General features: G+C 55.6%; 15 protein-coding genes. 10 read left to right on the forward strand and 5 right to left on the reverse strand.

Going from position 1 to position 17,350, the window contains the following annotated elements; genetic code table 11:
* On the reverse strand, positions 1-843 hold an 843-nt coding region (locus IQ22_RS20690; protein ID WP_244309334.1), incomplete at its 3' end, for a 3-hydroxyacyl-CoA dehydrogenase NAD-binding domain-containing protein.
* A 3-nt stretch (positions 844-846) separates the two neighbouring features.
* Positions 847-1,629, reverse strand: a complete 783-nt coding sequence (locus IQ22_RS20695) for an enoyl-CoA hydratase (protein WP_145145556.1) — start codon at positions 1,627-1,629, stop codon at positions 847-849.
* A gap of 235 nt (positions 1,630-1,864) precedes the next feature.
* Here IQ22_RS20695 and IQ22_RS20700 point away from each other — a divergent pair, with 235 nt between their 5' ends.
* From IQ22_RS20700 to IQ22_RS20710, 3 genes are read left to right on the forward strand one after another with little or no spacing between them, the layout of a single operon-like run.
* A complete protein-coding gene (locus tag IQ22_RS20700; protein WP_145145558.1) occupies positions 1,865-2,731 on the forward strand; it encodes an IclR family transcriptional regulator in 867 nt (288 codons plus the stop codon).
* A gap of 58 nt (positions 2,732-2,789) precedes the next feature.
* Positions 2,790-3,944 (forward strand): acyl-CoA dehydrogenase family protein, encoded by a 1,155-nt coding sequence (locus tag IQ22_RS20705; protein WP_145145560.1) that lies wholly within the window; start codon positions 2,790-2,792, stop codon positions 3,942-3,944.
* Positions 3,945-4,003: 59 nt separating this feature from the next.
* The gene (locus tag IQ22_RS20710; protein ID WP_145145562.1) at positions 4,004-5,278 is read left to right on the forward strand and encodes an MFS transporter; all 1,275 of its coding nucleotides are present in this window, start codon (positions 4,004-4,006) and stop codon (positions 5,276-5,278) included.
* A 677-nt stretch (positions 5,279-5,955) separates the two neighbouring features.
* On the opposite strand, the gene IQ22_RS20715 is transcribed toward IQ22_RS20710, so the two are convergent.
* From IQ22_RS20715 to IQ22_RS20725, 3 genes are all read right to left on the reverse strand, one after another.
* The gene (locus IQ22_RS20715; protein ID WP_145145564.1) at positions 5,956-6,876 is read right to left on the reverse strand and encodes a helix-turn-helix domain-containing protein; all 921 of its coding nucleotides are present in this window, start codon (positions 6,874-6,876) and stop codon (positions 5,956-5,958) included.
* Positions 6,877-7,054: 178 nt separating this feature from the next.
* Positions 7,055-7,597, reverse strand: a complete 543-nt coding sequence (locus IQ22_RS20720; RefSeq protein WP_145145566.1) for a VOC family protein — start codon at positions 7,595-7,597, stop codon at positions 7,055-7,057.
* Positions 7,594-9,489 carry an FAD-dependent oxidoreductase gene (locus tag IQ22_RS20725; protein WP_145145568.1) on the reverse strand — a complete coding sequence of 632 codons (1,896 nt, stop codon included), beginning with the start codon at positions 9,487-9,489 and terminating at the stop codon, positions 7,594-7,596. Before IQ22_RS20725 ends, IQ22_RS20720 begins: the two co-directional genes overlap by 4 nt.
* 251 nt (positions 9,490-9,740) lie before the next feature.
* Between IQ22_RS20725 and IQ22_RS20730 the strand changes: the two genes are divergently transcribed.
* From IQ22_RS20730 to IQ22_RS20760, 7 genes are all read left to right on the forward strand, one after another.
* On the forward strand, positions 9,741-10,199 hold the full coding sequence (locus IQ22_RS20730) for a cupin domain-containing protein (protein ID WP_145145570.1): 459 nt from the start codon (positions 9,741-9,743) through the stop codon (positions 10,197-10,199).
* A 946-nt stretch (positions 10,200-11,145) separates the two neighbouring features.
* Positions 11,146-11,883: a FadR/GntR family transcriptional regulator gene (locus tag IQ22_RS20735; RefSeq protein ID WP_145145572.1), complete on the forward strand. Its 738-nt coding sequence runs from the start codon at positions 11,146-11,148 to the stop codon at positions 11,881-11,883.
* Positions 11,880-12,875, forward strand: a complete 996-nt coding sequence (locus tag IQ22_RS20740; RefSeq protein ID WP_145145574.1) for an ABC transporter ATP-binding protein — start codon at positions 11,880-11,882, stop codon at positions 12,873-12,875. Before IQ22_RS20735 ends, IQ22_RS20740 begins: the two co-directional genes overlap by 4 nt.
* Positions 12,872-13,963, forward strand: a complete 1,092-nt coding sequence (locus IQ22_RS20745; RefSeq protein WP_145145576.1) for an ABC transporter ATP-binding protein — start codon at positions 12,872-12,874, stop codon at positions 13,961-13,963. The genes IQ22_RS20740 and IQ22_RS20745 overlap by 4 nt, the downstream gene beginning before the upstream one ends.
* Positions 13,960-15,462, forward strand: a complete 1,503-nt coding sequence (locus tag IQ22_RS20750) for an ABC transporter substrate-binding protein (RefSeq protein WP_145145578.1) — start codon at positions 13,960-13,962, stop codon at positions 15,460-15,462. Before IQ22_RS20745 ends, IQ22_RS20750 begins: the two co-directional genes overlap by 4 nt.
* Before the next feature lie 47 nt (positions 15,463-15,509).
* Positions 15,510-16,457, forward strand: a complete 948-nt coding sequence (locus IQ22_RS20755) for an ABC transporter permease (protein WP_145145580.1) — start codon at positions 15,510-15,512, stop codon at positions 16,455-16,457.
* The gene (locus IQ22_RS20760; RefSeq protein WP_145145582.1) at positions 16,454-17,326 is read left to right on the forward strand and encodes an ABC transporter permease; all 873 of its coding nucleotides are present in this window, start codon (positions 16,454-16,456) and stop codon (positions 17,324-17,326) included. Before IQ22_RS20755 ends, IQ22_RS20760 begins: the two co-directional genes overlap by 4 nt.
* The last annotated feature ends 24 nt before the right edge of the window (positions 17,327-17,350 follow it).

Genomic DNA, 17,350 nt, shown 5'->3' on the forward strand with positions numbered 1-17,350 from the left:
CCCGCGGCCCACTTTGCGCCCTACAAAACCCGCCTCTAGCATCTGGCGAGTCAGCGCCGCAGGACGATAGCGCGGCTCCTGGTAAAATTGGTTATAGATGGATTCGATCACCGGGTGCGAGACATCAAGTGCCGTCAGATCGAACAGCTCCAGCGGGCCCATGCGAAACCCAAGGCCATCACGCAGGATACGGTCGATTTCGCCGGGGTCCGCAACACCTTCCTTAAGGATTTGCAACGCTTCAGTGCTGAACGCCCGGCCAGTGTGGTTGATAATAAAACCCGGGGTGTCCTTGGCGCGAATACCGCGATGGCCCATACGCGCTGCCAACGCCTGCAGTCGATCGCCGACGTGTGGGTCGCTGGCCAGCCCGTCGATCACCTCCACCACTTTCATTAGCGGCACCGGGTTGAAGAAGTGGAACCCCGCCACCCGCTCAGGGTGCCGACATTTACGTGCAATGCTGGTCACTGACAACGACGAGGTATTGGTCGCCAGAATGCAGGCTTCGTCGACCACCACCTCGAGCTGTGTGAGTAACGCTTGCTTGGCGTCAAGGCACTCGATAATGGCCTCGACTACCAGGTCGACATCCTTTAGCTGATCGAGGTGGTCTGCAACTCGCAGCCTGCCTAACGTAGCCTGGACATCGGCTTCGAGGATCTTGCCTTTATCTGCCAGCTTGTCGAGGGTCATCTTGAGATTCTCAAGGGCGGCCTGCGCGGCACCGTCGCGGTTGTCGAACAGTAGGACCTCAATACCGGCTTGCGCCGCAATTTGAGCAATGCCGGTGCCCATGACACCTGCTCCGACCACAGCCATATGGTTGATCTCGCGTGTCATGTGTCACTCTCCCGAAAAGACGGCTTTACGTTTCTCCAGGAAGGCCTGAACGCCCTCCTTCTGGTCCTTGGAATCGAAAAGCAACTGGAATGCCTTTCGCTCCAATGTCAAGGCACTCTCCAGCGGTAGGTCAGCCCCTAGCAGCATTACCTCTTTGATTTGCGCGACCGCCAGCGGTGACAAGGCGGCGATTTCAGCAGCTAGCTCCAATGCGCGCGGTAGTGTGCGGTTGTCGTCTACCACTTCGCTGACCATGCCCATGGCCAACGCCTCGGGAGCTGTGACCAGGCAGCCGGTCAACGCGATCCGCATCGCCTGAAATTTCCCCACCGCGCGAATCAAACGTTGGGTACCACCGGCGCCCGGCATCAAGCCAAGTTTGACTTCGGGCTGGCCGAAATGGGCCGATTGCCCGGCGACGATGATGTCGCAATGCATGGCCAGTTCGCAGCCTCCACCCAGTGCGAAACCACAGACCGCAGCAATTATCGGCTTGGGACAACCTCCTATAGCGGCCCAGAGGTACTCAGTGTGCCGTCTATACATCTCTATCGGGCTTGCCTCGGCAAACTCGCGGATATCAGCACCGGCGACGAAGCACTGCTCACCTCCGGTAAGCACGATGGTACGAACTCTGTCATCAATGGCCACAGCACGAAAAACTTCAGCCAGTTGCTCACGCACTTCGCGATTAAGGGCGTTCTTAGCCTGGGGCCGGTCGATGCGTACAACAGCCACTGCGTCCTCGCGGATGTGCAGGTCCACTACGTGAAGCTGAGAGCTCATATCCACCTCTTGTTATATTTCACTATACGAAATTGGATACCGATTTATAAAATAATCATAGGAAAGCTTTTCAAGCTATGTAAACAAAAACCTCAAAATTTATATAAATCCCTTCAATTACAATGGGTTACGATATTTATAATAAATAGGTTGGAGTTATTAAATGCAGATATTATAATTTCACTATACGAAACTAAATTTTATTTCCTTGCGATAGTGAAATTGAGGTCCTACTATGAGCCGTAACAAGACAGACCCAACACCTCAAGACAACAGCAAGGCGTCTGGGGAAATTGGCTTGCCCAATATAGGAAGTCTGGATAGCGCGGATGCGATGAGCGAAGGAGAAGGCAGCGGTCAATTCGTGACAGCGTTAGCCCGGGGGCTTGAGCTGATGCGATGTTTTTCGCCTCGCGATAATGTGCTTGGCAATCAGGAACTGGCGCGTATGACCGGACTGCCCAAGCCGACCGTGACGCGCTTGACCAATACGTTAATGCGCTTGGGTTGTCTCAAGCGCGAGGTGCATTCGGGCAAGTACCAGCTGGATGTCGGTGTCCTCGGATTCGGATATGCCATGTTGTCAAATCTGGCGATTCGTACGGTGGCGCATCCGCTAATGGAGCAATTGGCGAACCATGCACAGGCAGCAGTTGCCATGGCTGCCCGGGATCGCTTGCAGATGGTCTATCTGGACGTAGTACAGGGTCAGGGCAACATGACCATGCGTCGTCAGATTGGTAGCTATTTGCCCATGGCGCAGAGCTCCGTAGGTCGGGCATGCCTGGCAGCAATGCCGGAAACTGAGCGCGAGTTTGTACTCGATCACATTCGCCTGCGCGAATCGGATCAATGGTCAGCCATTCGCAAGGGTCTGGACCGGGCATTTAGAGATTTCGCCGACTACGGCTTTTGCCTGTCGATCGGTGAGTGGCACCGCGACGTCAACTCCGTTGCTGTGCCGTTGCTGCATCCGCAATACGGTTTGCTGACATTCAACTGTGGTGGTCCGAGCTTTCAGCTATCACGTGAACAACTAATGGATGATATCGGGCCACGCCTGATCAACATGGTCAATAACATTGGTGCCGCTGCTCGCTAAGGCAACGGAGTAACGGCGCCCTGATAAACCGGCTCGCCTGAGAGCTATAGGAGCGCACATGATCCGTGATACTGAAACTTTGCAGATTTTGTTGGATTCGCTTCGCCAGTTCGTTGGCGAAGTATTAATACCTCGCGAGAACGAGGTTGCTGAAACTGACATGATCCCTGAAGACATCGTTGAACGGATGCGTGAAATGGGCCTGTTTGGCCTGACGCTGCCGGAAGAGTTTGGTGGCCTAGGCGTGACCATGGAAGAGGAAGTGAACATTGCTTTTGAACTGGGACGTACGTCACCAGCCTTTCGCTCCTATATCGGCACTAATAACGGTATCGGTTCCATCGGTATCTTGCTGGACGGTACGCCCGAGCAAAAGCATAACTACTTGCCCAAGCTGGCCAGCGGCAAACTACTCAGCGCTTTTTGCCTGACCGAACCGGACGCCGGCTCAGATGCCGCTTCGCTCAAGACCACGGCGCTGCGTAATGGTGAGCACTACATTCTCAATGGCACCAAGCGTTTTATCACCAATGCTCCACATGCCGGAATTTACACGGTTATGGCGCGCACCAACCCCGAGATCAAAGGCGCCGGCGGTATCAGTGCTTTTATTGTGGAGCGTGGCACTCCGGGCGTCTCTCTCGGCAAGCCTGACCACAAGATGGGTCACAAGGGTGCCCACACCTGCGACGTTATTTTTGAGAATGCGCAAGTACCAGCCAGTCAACTGATTGGCGGCATTGAAGGGGTCGGATTTAAGACTGCAATGAAAGTCTTGGACAAGGGCCGCTTGCATATCGCGGCACTTAGCATTGGCGCCGCTCAACGCATGCTCGACGATGCCTTGGGCTACGCACTTGAGCGTAAACAGTTCGGTAAACCTATCGCCGAATTCCAGCTTATCCAGGCCATGCTCGCTGACAGCAAGGCAGAGATCTATGCCGCCCGCTGCATGGTCCTGGACGCCGCTCGCCTGCGGGACAACGGGCATAACGTTAGTACCGAAGCCTCCTGCGCCAAGATGTTCTCAACCGAAATGTGCGGACGCGTTGCCGACCGCTGCGTACAGATCCATGGTGGTGCAGGTTACGTGAGCGAATACGCAATTGAGCGTTTTTATCGGGATGTCCGTCTGTTCCGTATCTATGAAGGCACTACGCAGATTCAACAATTGGTCATCGCCAAAAACATGATTCGCGACGCGCAGCGCTGAGGTTGCGATTATTCGCTCATCGCAGACACACCATCCAATAAATACAATAAGGTAACGCTATGGACACTGCTGTAGCAGCACGTGCAACATCGTATGCCAAATCCAATACCTGGGTAGTGGTCTTCATTTTCTGTTTTCTAGGTTTATTAGTCGACGGCGCCGATCTGATGCTACTGGCTTATAGCTTAAGTAGCCTTAAGGCAGAGTTCGGGCTCAGCAGCGTACAGGCAGGCAGCCTGGGTAGCTTTACCCTGGCTGGAATGGCTATCGGTGGTATCTACGGCGGCTGGGCATGCGATCGCTTTGGTCGGGTGAAAACCGTGGTCTGGAGCATCATGTTGTTTTCAGTAGGCACCGCTGTGTTGGGCCTTACCCATAGCTATTGGCAGTTTGCGATCACCCGGTTCCTCGCTTCGTTGGGCATTGGTGCCCTGTACGTTGCCTGCAACACGCTAATGTCGGAATATGTTCCCACCCGTTACCGCACAACAGTACTTGGCACTTTGCAGGCCGGTTGGTCGGTAGGCTATATCGTCGCCACCTTACTAGCTGGCTGGATAATACCCAACCATGGCTGGCGCTGGCTGTTCTACATGGCGCTGATTCCAGTACTTTTAGCAGTGGTAATGCAGCGCTTAGTGCCGGAACCTCAGGCATGGCTAAGTACACAAGCCGAGCGTGCTAAGGCAGGCATGATAGGCGTACGAGATCGTGCTACTGAAAAACGGCAAAGCATATTCAAACAAATCTTCGCTGATCCACAGGCTTGCAAGATGTTTGTCTTCTGGGCCATGACCGCAGGCTTTCTGCAGTTTGGTTACTATGGTGTTAACAACTGGATGCCATCTTACCTGGAAAGTGAATTAGGCATGAACCTCAAATCCATGACCAGCTATATGGTCGGAACCTATACGGCGATGATCCTTGGCAAGATTCTCGCTGGTCTGGCGGCTGATCGTATTGGGCGTCGGGCGGTGTTCGCCTTTGGCGCGTTGGGAACGGCGATATTCCTGCCGGTAATCGTGCTGTTCCACAGCCCAGATAGCATTTTGTGGATGTTGGTGCTGTTCGGCTTTCTTTACGGGATTCCCTATGGTGTGAATGCCACGTACATGACTGAAAGCTTCGAGGCCAGATTGCGCGGCTCTGCAGTCGGGGGCGCCTATAACATAGGCCGAGTCGGCGCGGCGGTAGCACCGGCGGCGATCGGTTTCCTCGCTTCGGATGGCTCGATTGGGCTGGGTTTTCTGGTGATGGGCGTGGCTTACTTCATCTGCGGGGTAATTCCAGCGCTGTTCATTCGGGATAAGCAGTTCGATCCGCAAAAGCAGTAACGTCTTCTACTTCCGATACGGCGATACACCTTGGCCAGTCACGCGTATCGCTGTATGTCTACTATTAAAGTTACCATTCGATGAAAAGACTCAGCCTTTGATCCGCGTCTCCCACTTATTGGACGTCAAACTCAATATCAAATGGCTGAATGTTGTCCGATAACATTCGATATTAACCAATCACTATAACGGCGTCGCTCAACACCTTAACCGAAAAGTGCTGCAAAGCATGTTTGAACACAACGGCTAGGGCTTTCCTCTATGGAGTAAGACTGTGCTGGATACCTAGCAAAACCGGCTCTCCTAGAAAGTCGTAAGGTCAGCTAGTCGTCTGTCTGCAACGGTGACGAACTGGCCGCGAATACCTGCGATTTGAGCGAGCCACACATGCTGTCTCCACTTATAGGCCACGCTTTTTAGGTCACGCTTTTATCAGCAGTCACCAGCAATACCAACATCTCCTTATGGTGAACCTGTGTTAAGCCTTGGAATATGGCTGGCCTTACGTCCAGATCGCCGTAACAGTCGTTGGACCTTAATACTTCTGCAGCAGTCATTTCCTGCTCAATGCATTGGGCTGGGGTAGACATCAGCTAACGAAGCTACAAACGGGTCACAAAGTAATCAGGAAGCTCCATTGTTGATGCTCTTTGAGCTCATTACCATGTCAATGGCAATTATTGGACAGTGAGGGAGCAAAATAATCCGCACGCTCTTTTCTCCCGATACTCCTTCGGCGTCATTGAGAGTTTCTCCTTAAACAGCCGGGTCATATGACTTTGATCAGCGAAGCCGCAGTCCATTGCCACAGCTTTAAGCGGCACGTTGTGCAAGGCCAGCAACCGCTCCGCTCTTTTCAAACGTTGCGCCTGCACGTATTGGTGCGGTGAAACACCAAAAATGGTTCCGAATACTCGGACGAAATGCGAGGGACTCAAACCGACAATAGCCGCCATGTCCTTGACTGATATCGTAGCGGCCAAGTGGGTGGTGATGTAGCGCTGCAGTGCATCAAGCTTGGCCTTCGAAATACATGATGCGGTTTTATCACGACCGATACACTTCATGTACCGCCGGATGAGATGAATGCACAGTTGGATTTCCAAAGCCTGTGCGTAAAAGCCACTACCCGGCTCATCGCTCAAACTTTCGGATTCGTAGCTCTCCATGAGCCTGGACAAAGCGGCGTCGTTGATAATTGGGTAGTGGTCAACAAAGATGCGGTCAATATCCTTTTGAAATATCTCGGCGGCAACCTTGGCCATCAACGATTGGGAAATGTAAATATGGCTGACTTCAATATCATTCATCCAATACCATCGGGATGACTCACCGCGGGTCAATATTGTGACATCGTCATCATGTACCGCGTTTTTTTGCCATTTTGAGCCGTTGTGAAATCCCAGATTAGATGTGCCTTTCTTCCATCGCACCAGCTCATAGTCGCGCATGCATGGAATATTCACTTCAGTCTTATAGAAGCGGTAGCCTCTGATCGACATACCCTTGCTCGGCGCGGTATCCACGGTTCCCTTTTCAACTACCTCGCCTGGTATGACATCAAGCATTTTTTCAGGCGGCAAAAGAGTAAGACTCATTACAACTCCTTTCTTATCAGCTAATTAGTGGAGTTTCTCCAAAACTTTCAGTCGCATGACACACTAACATGCGCAGAGTAGTGGCCTTAAAAGTAGCATATGCAGGTGAAAAGGCATGAGCCGCGGCCTTTCACGGTCCGCGGCTGGTCACCTGGTTTTATCTACCTTGGCAGCGTGGTCATTGGGATTGACTTTTTAGGTCGTCGAGCGAGGTCTTCGTCGGACGCCAGCGGCGAAAAGGCGTCTGGCGCTCGTACGCCTGCGCAGATGGATAAGACACCAATTCGATGGTACTGCCCCAAGGGGTCCTGGTATAGACATAGCGGTTGCCATGACCCGTATCTAAGCCCGGTAGATCATTGGGCTGACTTAGCAAAATACCACCGGCTTGCTTTAGACGATCCGCGGCCGCATCAATATCGTCCACATAAATGCAGATGTGCTGGATACCAAAATCACTCGGGACTACAGGTTGCGCCTGGGCCACGCCCGTGTAGGAAAACAGTTCCAGATTCGGGCCGTTGCCAAGCCTGAGCATGCGAATGACATTGATTACTGCGCCCGCTGGAATGCCCAACCCTGCTTCGACCCCGGGACCACCCAGGGGCTCGTCCAACATGTCATAGAGTTTTTGCGCACCAAAGGCTTCGACGAAAAATCGGGTGGCTTCCTCGATATCTGGAACGGTGATCCCTACATGTTCGATAGCGCGAACGTTCATAGTATTTCTCCAAGGCGGGCAGCAGTCCAAAAGCCCGATTGAGTGGCTTCATACATCCGGCCCCCTTGGGCTCGGGTACCAATGCTGAAAATTCGATAGTCGTCCACCAGACTCGCATGCAGAGTAGAGGCAATGCGAGCGGTGGCCATTATGACCTCACCGCTTTCCGGCAGGACGGCATGGGTAACAATGGCAACGTCAAGGTTGTGCAACAGCGCTGTGAGATGTTCCCGTTGCATATCATTGGTATCAAGGCCAACGTCGGCAGCTGGAGATAAGAGGCTGACCTGCTTGCCAGCTTCAGCGAGCCAGAGCGCAGCGAACAGGGCTACCTCAGTTTCACCATACACTGTTATTTCGTTAGCCATCGGCAGCCGCCCGTTGGACATCATCTCGACTACATCCACCCTTGAATCCCTAGGCTCGGTGCCGGTACCGAGCAATACCGTATCCCACATATACAGTTCCGCATCCTGGGCATCCGTACGAAGGTGCACCTTGACTCCCACGCGCTCCAGTTCGCTTTCGTAAAACCTGATCATGTTATTGACCTCCATGCGAAAAGGACTTGCTGCCGCCCAGGCGTGGAGCTGACCACCGAGCCGGCTGTCCCGCTCGAAAAGGGTGACATTGTGGCCTCTTTGCGCGGCCAGGATGGCTGCCTCACAACCTGACGGCCCGCCACCGATCACCAGTACCCGCTGAGAGTTCGCTGCTGGGCGGCGAGCTTGCTCCGCACGGCGTTCTTGGCCCAAGGCAGGATTGATTACACACTGGGTACCTTTACCGTTGAACATCCACCTCGATATACACTCATTGACGGCTAGACAACGGCGTACGCTTTGCGGCTGCCCACGTCGGGTTTTAGCCACAGTATCAGGGTCGGCTAGCCCCGATCGCCCTAGCGCAACAAAGTCCATTTCGCCTGCCGATACCGCCTGGGCCATCTCATCGAGCAGCCACGTCAAGCGTCCCACGCCGATAACAGGGATCGACACTCGTTGTTTCACGGCTTTGGCATAATTGACCAATGAACCTGGCGCTATCATGGGTAGCAGCGTCATTGCTGTATCATAATTGCCAGCGCTGACGTCCAGAGCGTCTACATAGGGTTCAAGCATTTCGCAAAATCTCAGGCCATCCTCCAGCGAAAGCCCACCTTCGTAAGGTTCTGTTACGCTCAGTCGGTATAGCACCGGGTAATTCGGGCCGACTTCGGCGCGAATAGCGCGAACCACCTCAAGGGCGAACCGTGCACGGTTTTCCAGCGAACCGCCCCAAAGGTCGGTGCGTTTGTTGGTAAAGGGCGAGAGGAACTGGCCCAGCAGATAGCCATGGGCCCCGTGCAGTTCTATAGCGTCAAAGCCGGCCGCCACCGCGCGGCGGGCCCCTTGTACGTACTTGTCTATCAAGCCTGGAATCTCGTGCTCCTCGATGGCGCGCGGTGGCGTGCCGAAGGCGCTGGTGATACCAGCAGTAGGCGCAAGCGGTGGCTCGTTGCGTTCGGTATTGCTTTGCGAATTCTGGCGACCGGTATGGTGTAGTTGCACAGCAATCTTTGCGCCTTCGCCATGTACGGCATCCACTAGATTACTAAGAGCGCCAATAAACCGGTCATGGTCAATACGCATGGGGTGACCAGCAGTACGCCCGACCTCCCAATCAATAGAGGTGTTCTCGGTAATGATCAACCCGACGCCTCCACGGGCGCGGGCACGGTGGTAATCGATGAGCTTATCGTCGACCTCGCCAAAGGTACTAGCGAACTGAGTAAAAATAGGAGCCTGCACGAAGCGATTACGCAGTTGCATCGTACCGATACGTCCGGGTTGGTAAAGCGCTGCGGCAGGCCCGTCGGACGTTACCAGGCTTCCCTTGTTTGAAGGGACCATACGCTATCTCCTCATGGTTGTTATTGTTTTTGAGGCTTGATCATGTGAGGCATAGCCTCAGCAGTATTGAATATTCATGGCGATACTTTGAACAAAATTACCTTCTGGATACCAATCCGCGAGAGGGGCCGAGATTGCCCAGCCCACTTGGGCGACTTGTTCAATGCGTGCAGAGGATTATCCAATACAGTGACTAGTGGCAGGCAACAAACTGACGTCTCACAACAAAAATAATATCCATGAGGAAGGACATGAAAGTACTCAATATCGGTGTCACACTGATCGTCTTGGCTGCCTTCACCGCTAATATCACCCTTGCTACGGAAAAACCTGAGATCAAGGCGAAGGTAGCGATGAAGGAGATTGCCTCCTGGGATGGCACGCCATACAAATCCTATCTCCAAGGCCAGCCGCAACTCACGATACTGGAAATCACGATTCCTCCCCATACGGCATTGCCCTGGCACCAGCATCCGATACCTAACGCGGCCTATGTAGTATCAGGGGAGCTAACGGTAGAAGACCGACTGTCAGGCAAGTCACTCAAGGTTAGCGCCGGGCAAGCTTTTGCTGAATCGGTGAACTCCAGTCATCGCGGGGTAACGGGCGATGAACAAGCGGTTGTGATCGTGACCTATTCCGGCGTCGAAGGTACCCCATTGTCCCTTCCTGACAAAGGCGAAAAGGTTGAATTCGAACACGTCGAATAAGTCGCTCTTTCGACACCTAAACCCGCCCACGGGTGTGGTCCGCGGCTCCGCCAAATGAAGGCTACACCTATCCTACTTCTACTGCATATATCCTGAAGGATATTCCCTCTGCATTGTGAATCACGCTACAGGCGCTGCCCCTTGGAGGTAAACTCGGACGTAGGAACGAGTTACTCGATTTGTTATCCCCGAAAGCCGTTGGTTGGCTTCAGGCAGGCAGCAACACCAGCATCATCACCGTGTACCGCTCGATGCCACCCTAGCAAAGTACGCTGCTGCGTCTCTTAGCTGCTGCGTCTCTTAAAAGTCACGCTCTGGGATCACCCGGGCCACTTTAAGCGGGCAAACTCTTTATCGCGCGGGCTTTCTGTACCATGCAAGGCCCTTTCTCTACCTGGCTATGCTTTTCCCTTCAAGGCTGTATTTCTTGCTTTAAGCAAGAATACTTCTTTAGCTCGATGAAGCTTACTCGAAAGTTTCCGTGTTAACGGGATAGAACCTCTGCGAGAATCATCACCAGTACGGCTGCCTTGGCGATACATTGGATCATTATGCTTTCCCTCAGCAAACAGGATCGTTCAGTTGATGGCATTCCAAAGGACCCGACGTCACGCACCGTCAGCACAGGGTAAAGTTGCTGTAAGCCTCGCACCGTTTGGGCGCATACCTCCCTGTAACAGAGCAACTTTTAGAACCAATCTCCTATTGGTTCTGTTCTCTGTGAACCAATATTCTTCGACAACAAGTATTTGGTCCTCAATGGGTAACGTAGGAGCCTAATGCTGCGCTGTTGGTGCTGTTTCTCAAGGCTACACACCTCTCCTACACAGTGAACCAATTAAAAATGGCACCTCCTTTGCACTCTGACAGAGGCACCTGCGTAACAGGCCATAAATGTGTGTTTAAGCAACTTCAGCCTTAGATACCGCGGTTACCGAGGACCAAGATGCAAAGGTTCGATGTCACGCCACCCGTAGATGCCTCAGCGAAACTCGCACTTGATGCGCTGCGCCAGCTCGTTGCGAAACATGCGTCTTTTCCGCAAGTCCCTTTGCCACCCGAACGCAATCTGGCCAGTGGGTTTGGTGTCAGTCGTCGCTCGGTGCGTCGTGCCCTGTCCATTCTCGAGGCCGAAGGGCAGATCTGGCGACGCCAGGGGAAAGGCACTTTTGTAGGTCCGACACCGCCCTGCTTAGCGATCAGCTTCACACGACTCTCGAATCGGACCAATTTTATCGAGGTTATGGAGGCCCGTCTGTATCTAGAGCCTACGCTGGCCTCACTTGCCGCGCTACGCGCCAGCAGCGAACAAATGGCCATGCTGCGGCGACTGGCGGAACGTACAACCGAACAACAAGGTGCCAGCAAGACCGATGCGCAGGCGCTGGAACGTTGGGACAGTGCTCTGCATCGAGGCATCGCCGAAGCCGCGGGCAACCGCCTGCTGCTGGATATCTATGAAATGCTCGATGCCATCCGCCTTGATCCCGTGTGGCGTGATCTGCGCCAACGCGCTCGCAACACCGACCGGCTGAACACATATAGCCATGACCACAACGACATTATCAGCGCCATCGAGGCGCGTGACCCGACCCGCGCGGCCTCCGCCATGCGCGGCCACCTGCGGGCGCTACAGCAGGCATTGGACAATGTCATTCACCAGGACCTAGAGAACAGCTTATGAGCGAAACCAGTCGCCCGGTCTTGAGCGTACGGAATCTCACGGTTCGCTTCGCAGGCGCTCCGGCTAATGTCGTCGACGGTCTTTCCTTTGGCATCGCACCGGGCAAAACCTTGGCGATTGTCGGCGAGTCCGGTTGCGGTAAGAGTGTAACATCCCTGGCGCTTATGGGCCTGCTGCCAGCGACGACCAATGTTCGGGCAAACGAATTAAGTTTTCTAGGCGAGCCGCTGCTGACTATGGACGACCGCCGACGCCTGGACATTCGCGGTAATCGGCTAGCCATGATCTTTCAGGAGCCGATGACTTCTCTCAATCCCGTCTTTACCATCGGCGAACAGATTGCCGAAAGCGTGATGCGACATCAGGGCAGGTCTGTAAAAGACTCCCGTCAACGCGCCCTGGAAATGCTGGAAAAAGTCCGTATCCCGGCCGCACCTCAGCGTCTCGACGCCTACCCGCATGAGTTGTCAGGCGGCATGCGCCAACGTGCAATGATCGCCATGGCACTCGCCAACGACCCGGCACTCATTATTGCCGACGAACCTACCACCGCGCTGGACGTCACCATTCAGGCTCAGATCCTCTCGCTCATCGCCAGCCTACAGGCCGAAACTGGTACCGCCATGATCCTCATCACCCACGATCTGGGCGTTGTGGCCGAGGTGGCAGATGATGTCGCGGTCATGTATGCCGGGCAGGTCATTGAAAGCGGTTCGGTCAGTGCGCTGTTCGATGATCCGCAACACCCCTATACCATTGGTCTTATGGGCTCGATGCCCTCGGTGGGACCACGTAAAGGCCGTCTGGCGACCATCGCCGGGCGCGTCCCGACGCCTGCCGAGATGCCTGGCGGCTGCCGCTTCGCCGGCCGCTGCCCGTTCACCACTGCGGCATGCCGGGAAGCCCGTCCGCCCTTGCGCGAACTGGCGCCGGGACACCGTGCCGCCTGTATCCGTGCTCCGCTGGAACAGCACGTTGGAGAATCCGCATGACCCTACCCGAAACGCCAATCCTGGAAGGGGTTCGCCTGACCAAGCACTTCTGCGCCGGCCAGGGTTTTCTGCAGCGTCGACAGGCACCCGTACAAGCGGTCAATGATGTTTCTCTCGCCATTCGCCGTGGCGAAACCCTCGCGCTGGTAGGCGAATCCGGTTCAGGCAAATCGACCCTGGGTCGTCTGCTGTTGAACCTGCTCACAGCGACCTCCGGTGACGTACTCTATGAGGGACGCAACCTCGGTAATCTGCCAAAGGAAAAGCTGCGTAAAGTTCGTCAGGAGCTGCAGATCATCTTTCAGGACCCCTTTGCGTCGCTGAATCCGCGCATGACGGTGGAATCCATCATTGGCGAGCCGATCTGGCTGCATACGGACCAGAGCCGCAGTGACCGCCAGGCCAAGGTCGCAGAATTGCTGCAAACGGTGGGTCTGGCGCCCGAGCACGGCAATCGCTATCCCCATGAATTCTCCGGGGGTCAGCGCCAGCGCATTGGCATCGCCCGGGCGCTTGCCTCCCATCCACGCCTCATTCTAGGCGATGAGCCCATGTCGGCCCTGGACGTCTCGGTCCAGGCGCAGGTCGTCAACCTGCTGGAAGACCTTAAGCACCAGTTCGGTCTGACCCTGCTCATCGTCGCCCACGGCCTCGCCGTGATCCGGCACATGAGTGACCGCGTCGCGGTGATGTATCTCGGCGAGGTAGTAGAATTGGCGCCCGTCGATGCCCTGTTCGAAACACCCTTTCATCCGTATACCCAGGCGCTCATAGCCGCCGTGCCGGTGAACCATCCGGCGCTGCGCCAGCCGCGCACAGTGTTGCGTGGTGACATGCCCAGCCCGGCCAATCCACCTTCCGGGTGCCGCTTTCATACTCGCTGTCCGCATGCTCGCTCCCTGTGCAAAGAGGTGAAGCCGGTATTCGAGATGGCCACGCCAGGTCGCCAGGCCGCTTGCCACTTCTGGAAGGAAATTGCCAACGCAGGCGGTGATCGCCTGTTCGCCGCGGCCCCCAGCACCGCTTTCGCTCAACGCCTGCATCTGTTCAAAACCTATTCGCCTGCATCCATGGAGACTCAGCCGTGATCCCAGTACGCCTGTTGACCGGAGCCCTGTTATTGACCCTAGGCACCTCTGCTGTGGCCGAAACCACCCTGCGTATCGGCATCCAGGACGACCCCGATGTGCTCGACCCGCATCGTTCACGTACCTATGCCGGGCGGCTCGTCTACGCCGCGCTCTGCGACAAGCTGGTGGATGTCACGCCCAAGCTGACCTACGATCCGGATCTGGCGACCAGCTGGAGCTGGAGCGACGACAACCAGACGCTGACCATGAAGCTGCGCGACGGCGTGACCTTCCATGACGGAGAACCCTTCAACGCTGAGGCAGTAAAGTACAATCTGGAACGCGCCCGCACCCTGCCCGACTCGTTGCGCAAGAGCGAGCTCGCCTCGGTGGACAACGTTGAGGTCGTCGGCCCGCTGACCGTGGCCATCCATGTCAAGCAGCCCGATGCGACGCTCATTTCACAGCTATCCGACCGGGCCGGCATGATGCTGTCGCCCAAGGCTGCCGAGGGCGATTTCGCTAGCCATCCGGTTTGCTCCGGTCCTTACAAATTCGACCAGCGCGTACAGCAGGATCGCATCGTGCTGAGCCGTTTCGACAATCACTGGAGCAAGGCCGCCTACCATTTCGACAAGGTGGTTTACCTGCCCATCCCGGATACCTCTGTACGCCTGGCGAACCTGCGCTCGGGCGATCTGGACATCATCGAGCGGGTTGCGCCCACTGACGTGAAGACCGCCAAGGCTGACAGCAACCTGCAGGTCTTCAACACCCCCGGCCTGGGCTACATGCAGCTGATTGTTAACGTGGCCAACGGCGAGAAAGCCAATAACCCAATGGGCCAGGACAAGCGCGTGCGCAAGGCCTTCGAACTGGCGATCGACCGGGAGGCCATCAATCAGGTGGTCTTCGAGGGACTCTACGCACCCAGTAACCAGCCCTTCCCTAAGGACAGCTCCTATTTCGACGAATCACTGCCGATGCCGGCGCGTGACGTCGAAAAAAGCAAGGCGCTGCTGGCCGAAGCGGGCGTGAAGATGCCAGTCAACGTACAGCTGACCGTGGCTAACAACCCCATCGCCCAGCAGGTCGGACAGATCATCCAAGCCATGACTTCCGAGGCTGGTTTCAATGTCAATCTAGTTGCTACCGAATACGCCACGCTGCTCAGCGAACAGCAGGCTGGCAACTTCCAGATCGGCATGAGCGCCTGGTCGGGCCGTCCGGACCCGGATGGCGACGTACATCAGTTTGTCACCTGCAAGGGCGCACAAAACGACGGTCATGCCTGCTTCCCGGAGCTAGATGAATTGCTCAACAAGGCCCGGACCGTCAATGACGAAGCCCAGCGGAAGGAACTGTACAGTAAGGCGCTGCGGATCATTGCCGACCAGGACGCGAACATCTACCTCTACTTCGATCCGCGCATCATCGCGATGAACAAAAAGGTGAGCGGATTCGTGCCCAATCCGGACGGCATTATCCGCCTGAAGGACGTCCAGTTCGCCCAGTGATTGCTGCGGCCTGCTCCCATAGGGTGGGCCGTTCCTGACGAGGTTTTATGCTGACATTCATCCTACGCCGTCTGCTCAGCGCTATCCCGACACTGATCCTGGTCTCGCTGTTCGTCTTCACGCTGCAGAAGCTGCTACCCGGCGATCCGGTGCTGGCGATGGCCGGTGAAGAACGTGACCCGGCGGTAGTCAATTACCTGCGCGAGAAATACCACCTGAACGACCCTATGCCAATTCAATACCTGAGTTGGGCCAAAGGCGCCCTGACAGGCGATCTGGGTATGTCCTTGCGGACCGAACAGCCGGTGTCTCAGCTGATCCTGTCGAAACTGCCGGTAACCATCGAACTGGCGGTCCTGGCGCTGCTGGTCGCTCTGCTGATCGGCATCCCGACCGGCATTGTTTCCGCCATCCGCAAAGGCACGGCACTGGACTACGGTGCGAATGTCGTGGCGCTATCCGGTATTTCTATTCCGAACTTTTGGCTCGGCATTGTGCTAATCATGATCTTTGCCGTGAAGCTACAATGGCTGCCTGCCTCCGGCTTCGTACCCTTTTCCGAAAGCCCGTCGCGTAATCTACAGACATTACTTCTGCCGGCGTTCGTCCTAGGTACGGGCCTAGCCGGCACCTTGATGCGTCATACCCGTGGCGCAATGCTCGAAGTGCTGCGCTCAGACTACGTACGCACGGCACGCGCTAAGGGCCTATTTCCCATGGCGGTGGTGCTTAAGCATGCGTTTCGTAACGCGCTGATGCCGATCGTGACCATGACCACACTGCTGTTTGGTGAACTGCTTGGCGGCGCCGTACTGACCGAGCAGGTATTTAGCATTCCCGGCTTCGGCAAGATGATCGTCGATGCAGTCTTCAATCGCGATTATTCCGTGGTCCAGGGTGTGGTGCTGTGCGTGGCGATCGGCTTCGTCCTGCTCAACCTCCTGGCCGATGTGCTCTATCGTCTGATCAACCCCCGCTTGAGGAATGCCGCATGACTGCCTTCGCTCCTGCCGCACCCGCAGCGGTCCAGCCGCGCCTGCGTTCGCGCTTTTTGCAGAAATTCATGGGCAACAAAGGCGCCCTAATCGGCGCAGCCATTTTGATCCTCTTTATACTGATCGCCCTGCTCGCTCCGTGGATAGCACCCGCCGACCCGTTGAAAGCCAACTTCCTATCGGTACGCAAAGCACCCTCAGCCGAGTTCTGGTTCGGCACCGATGAATTGGGACGGGACATTCTATCCCGTCTGATCTGGGGCGCACGCAGTTCGCTGCTGGCCGGTGGTGTCTCTGTCGCCATCGCTATGGCGATCGGTGTGCCACTAGGCCTTATAGCCGGTTATTTCGGCGGCAAGCTTGATGCACTGATCTCCCATGTGATGGAAGCGTTGCTGTCGTGCCCGTTCCTGGTGCTGGCCATAGCTCTAGGCGCGTTCCTCGGACCTAGCCTGACCAACGCCATGATTGCCATCGGCCTGTCCGCCATGCCGATTTTCGCCCGGCTCACACGAGGTCAGGTCTTATCGATCCGCCATGAAGACTACCTTGAAGGCGCACGGGCGATAGGCTTGCCGGACCGCTGGATCGTTCTGCGCTACGTGTTGCCGAACGTGCTACCACCGCTGGTGGTACAGGCGACCCTGACTATCGCGTCGGCGATCCTCGCAGAAGCCAGCTTGTCGTTCCTCGGCCTCGGCCAGCAACCGCCAGCACCGTCTTGGGGGTCGATGCTCAACACGGCGAAGAACTTTCTAGAGCAGGCACCTTGGATGTCCATCGTGCCCGGTATCGCGATTTATGTGACCGTATTGTGTTTCAACCTTGTGGGAGATGGTTTGCGCGATGCCCTCGACCCCAAATCCTAGAGCCCGTCCAAAGTCTTGTGCGCT

This window comes from Pseudomonas duriflava (assembly GCF_007830155.1).
In the GTDB taxonomy this organism is placed as follows: Bacteria; Pseudomonadota; Gammaproteobacteria; order Pseudomonadales; family Pseudomonadaceae; genus Chryseomonas; species Chryseomonas duriflava.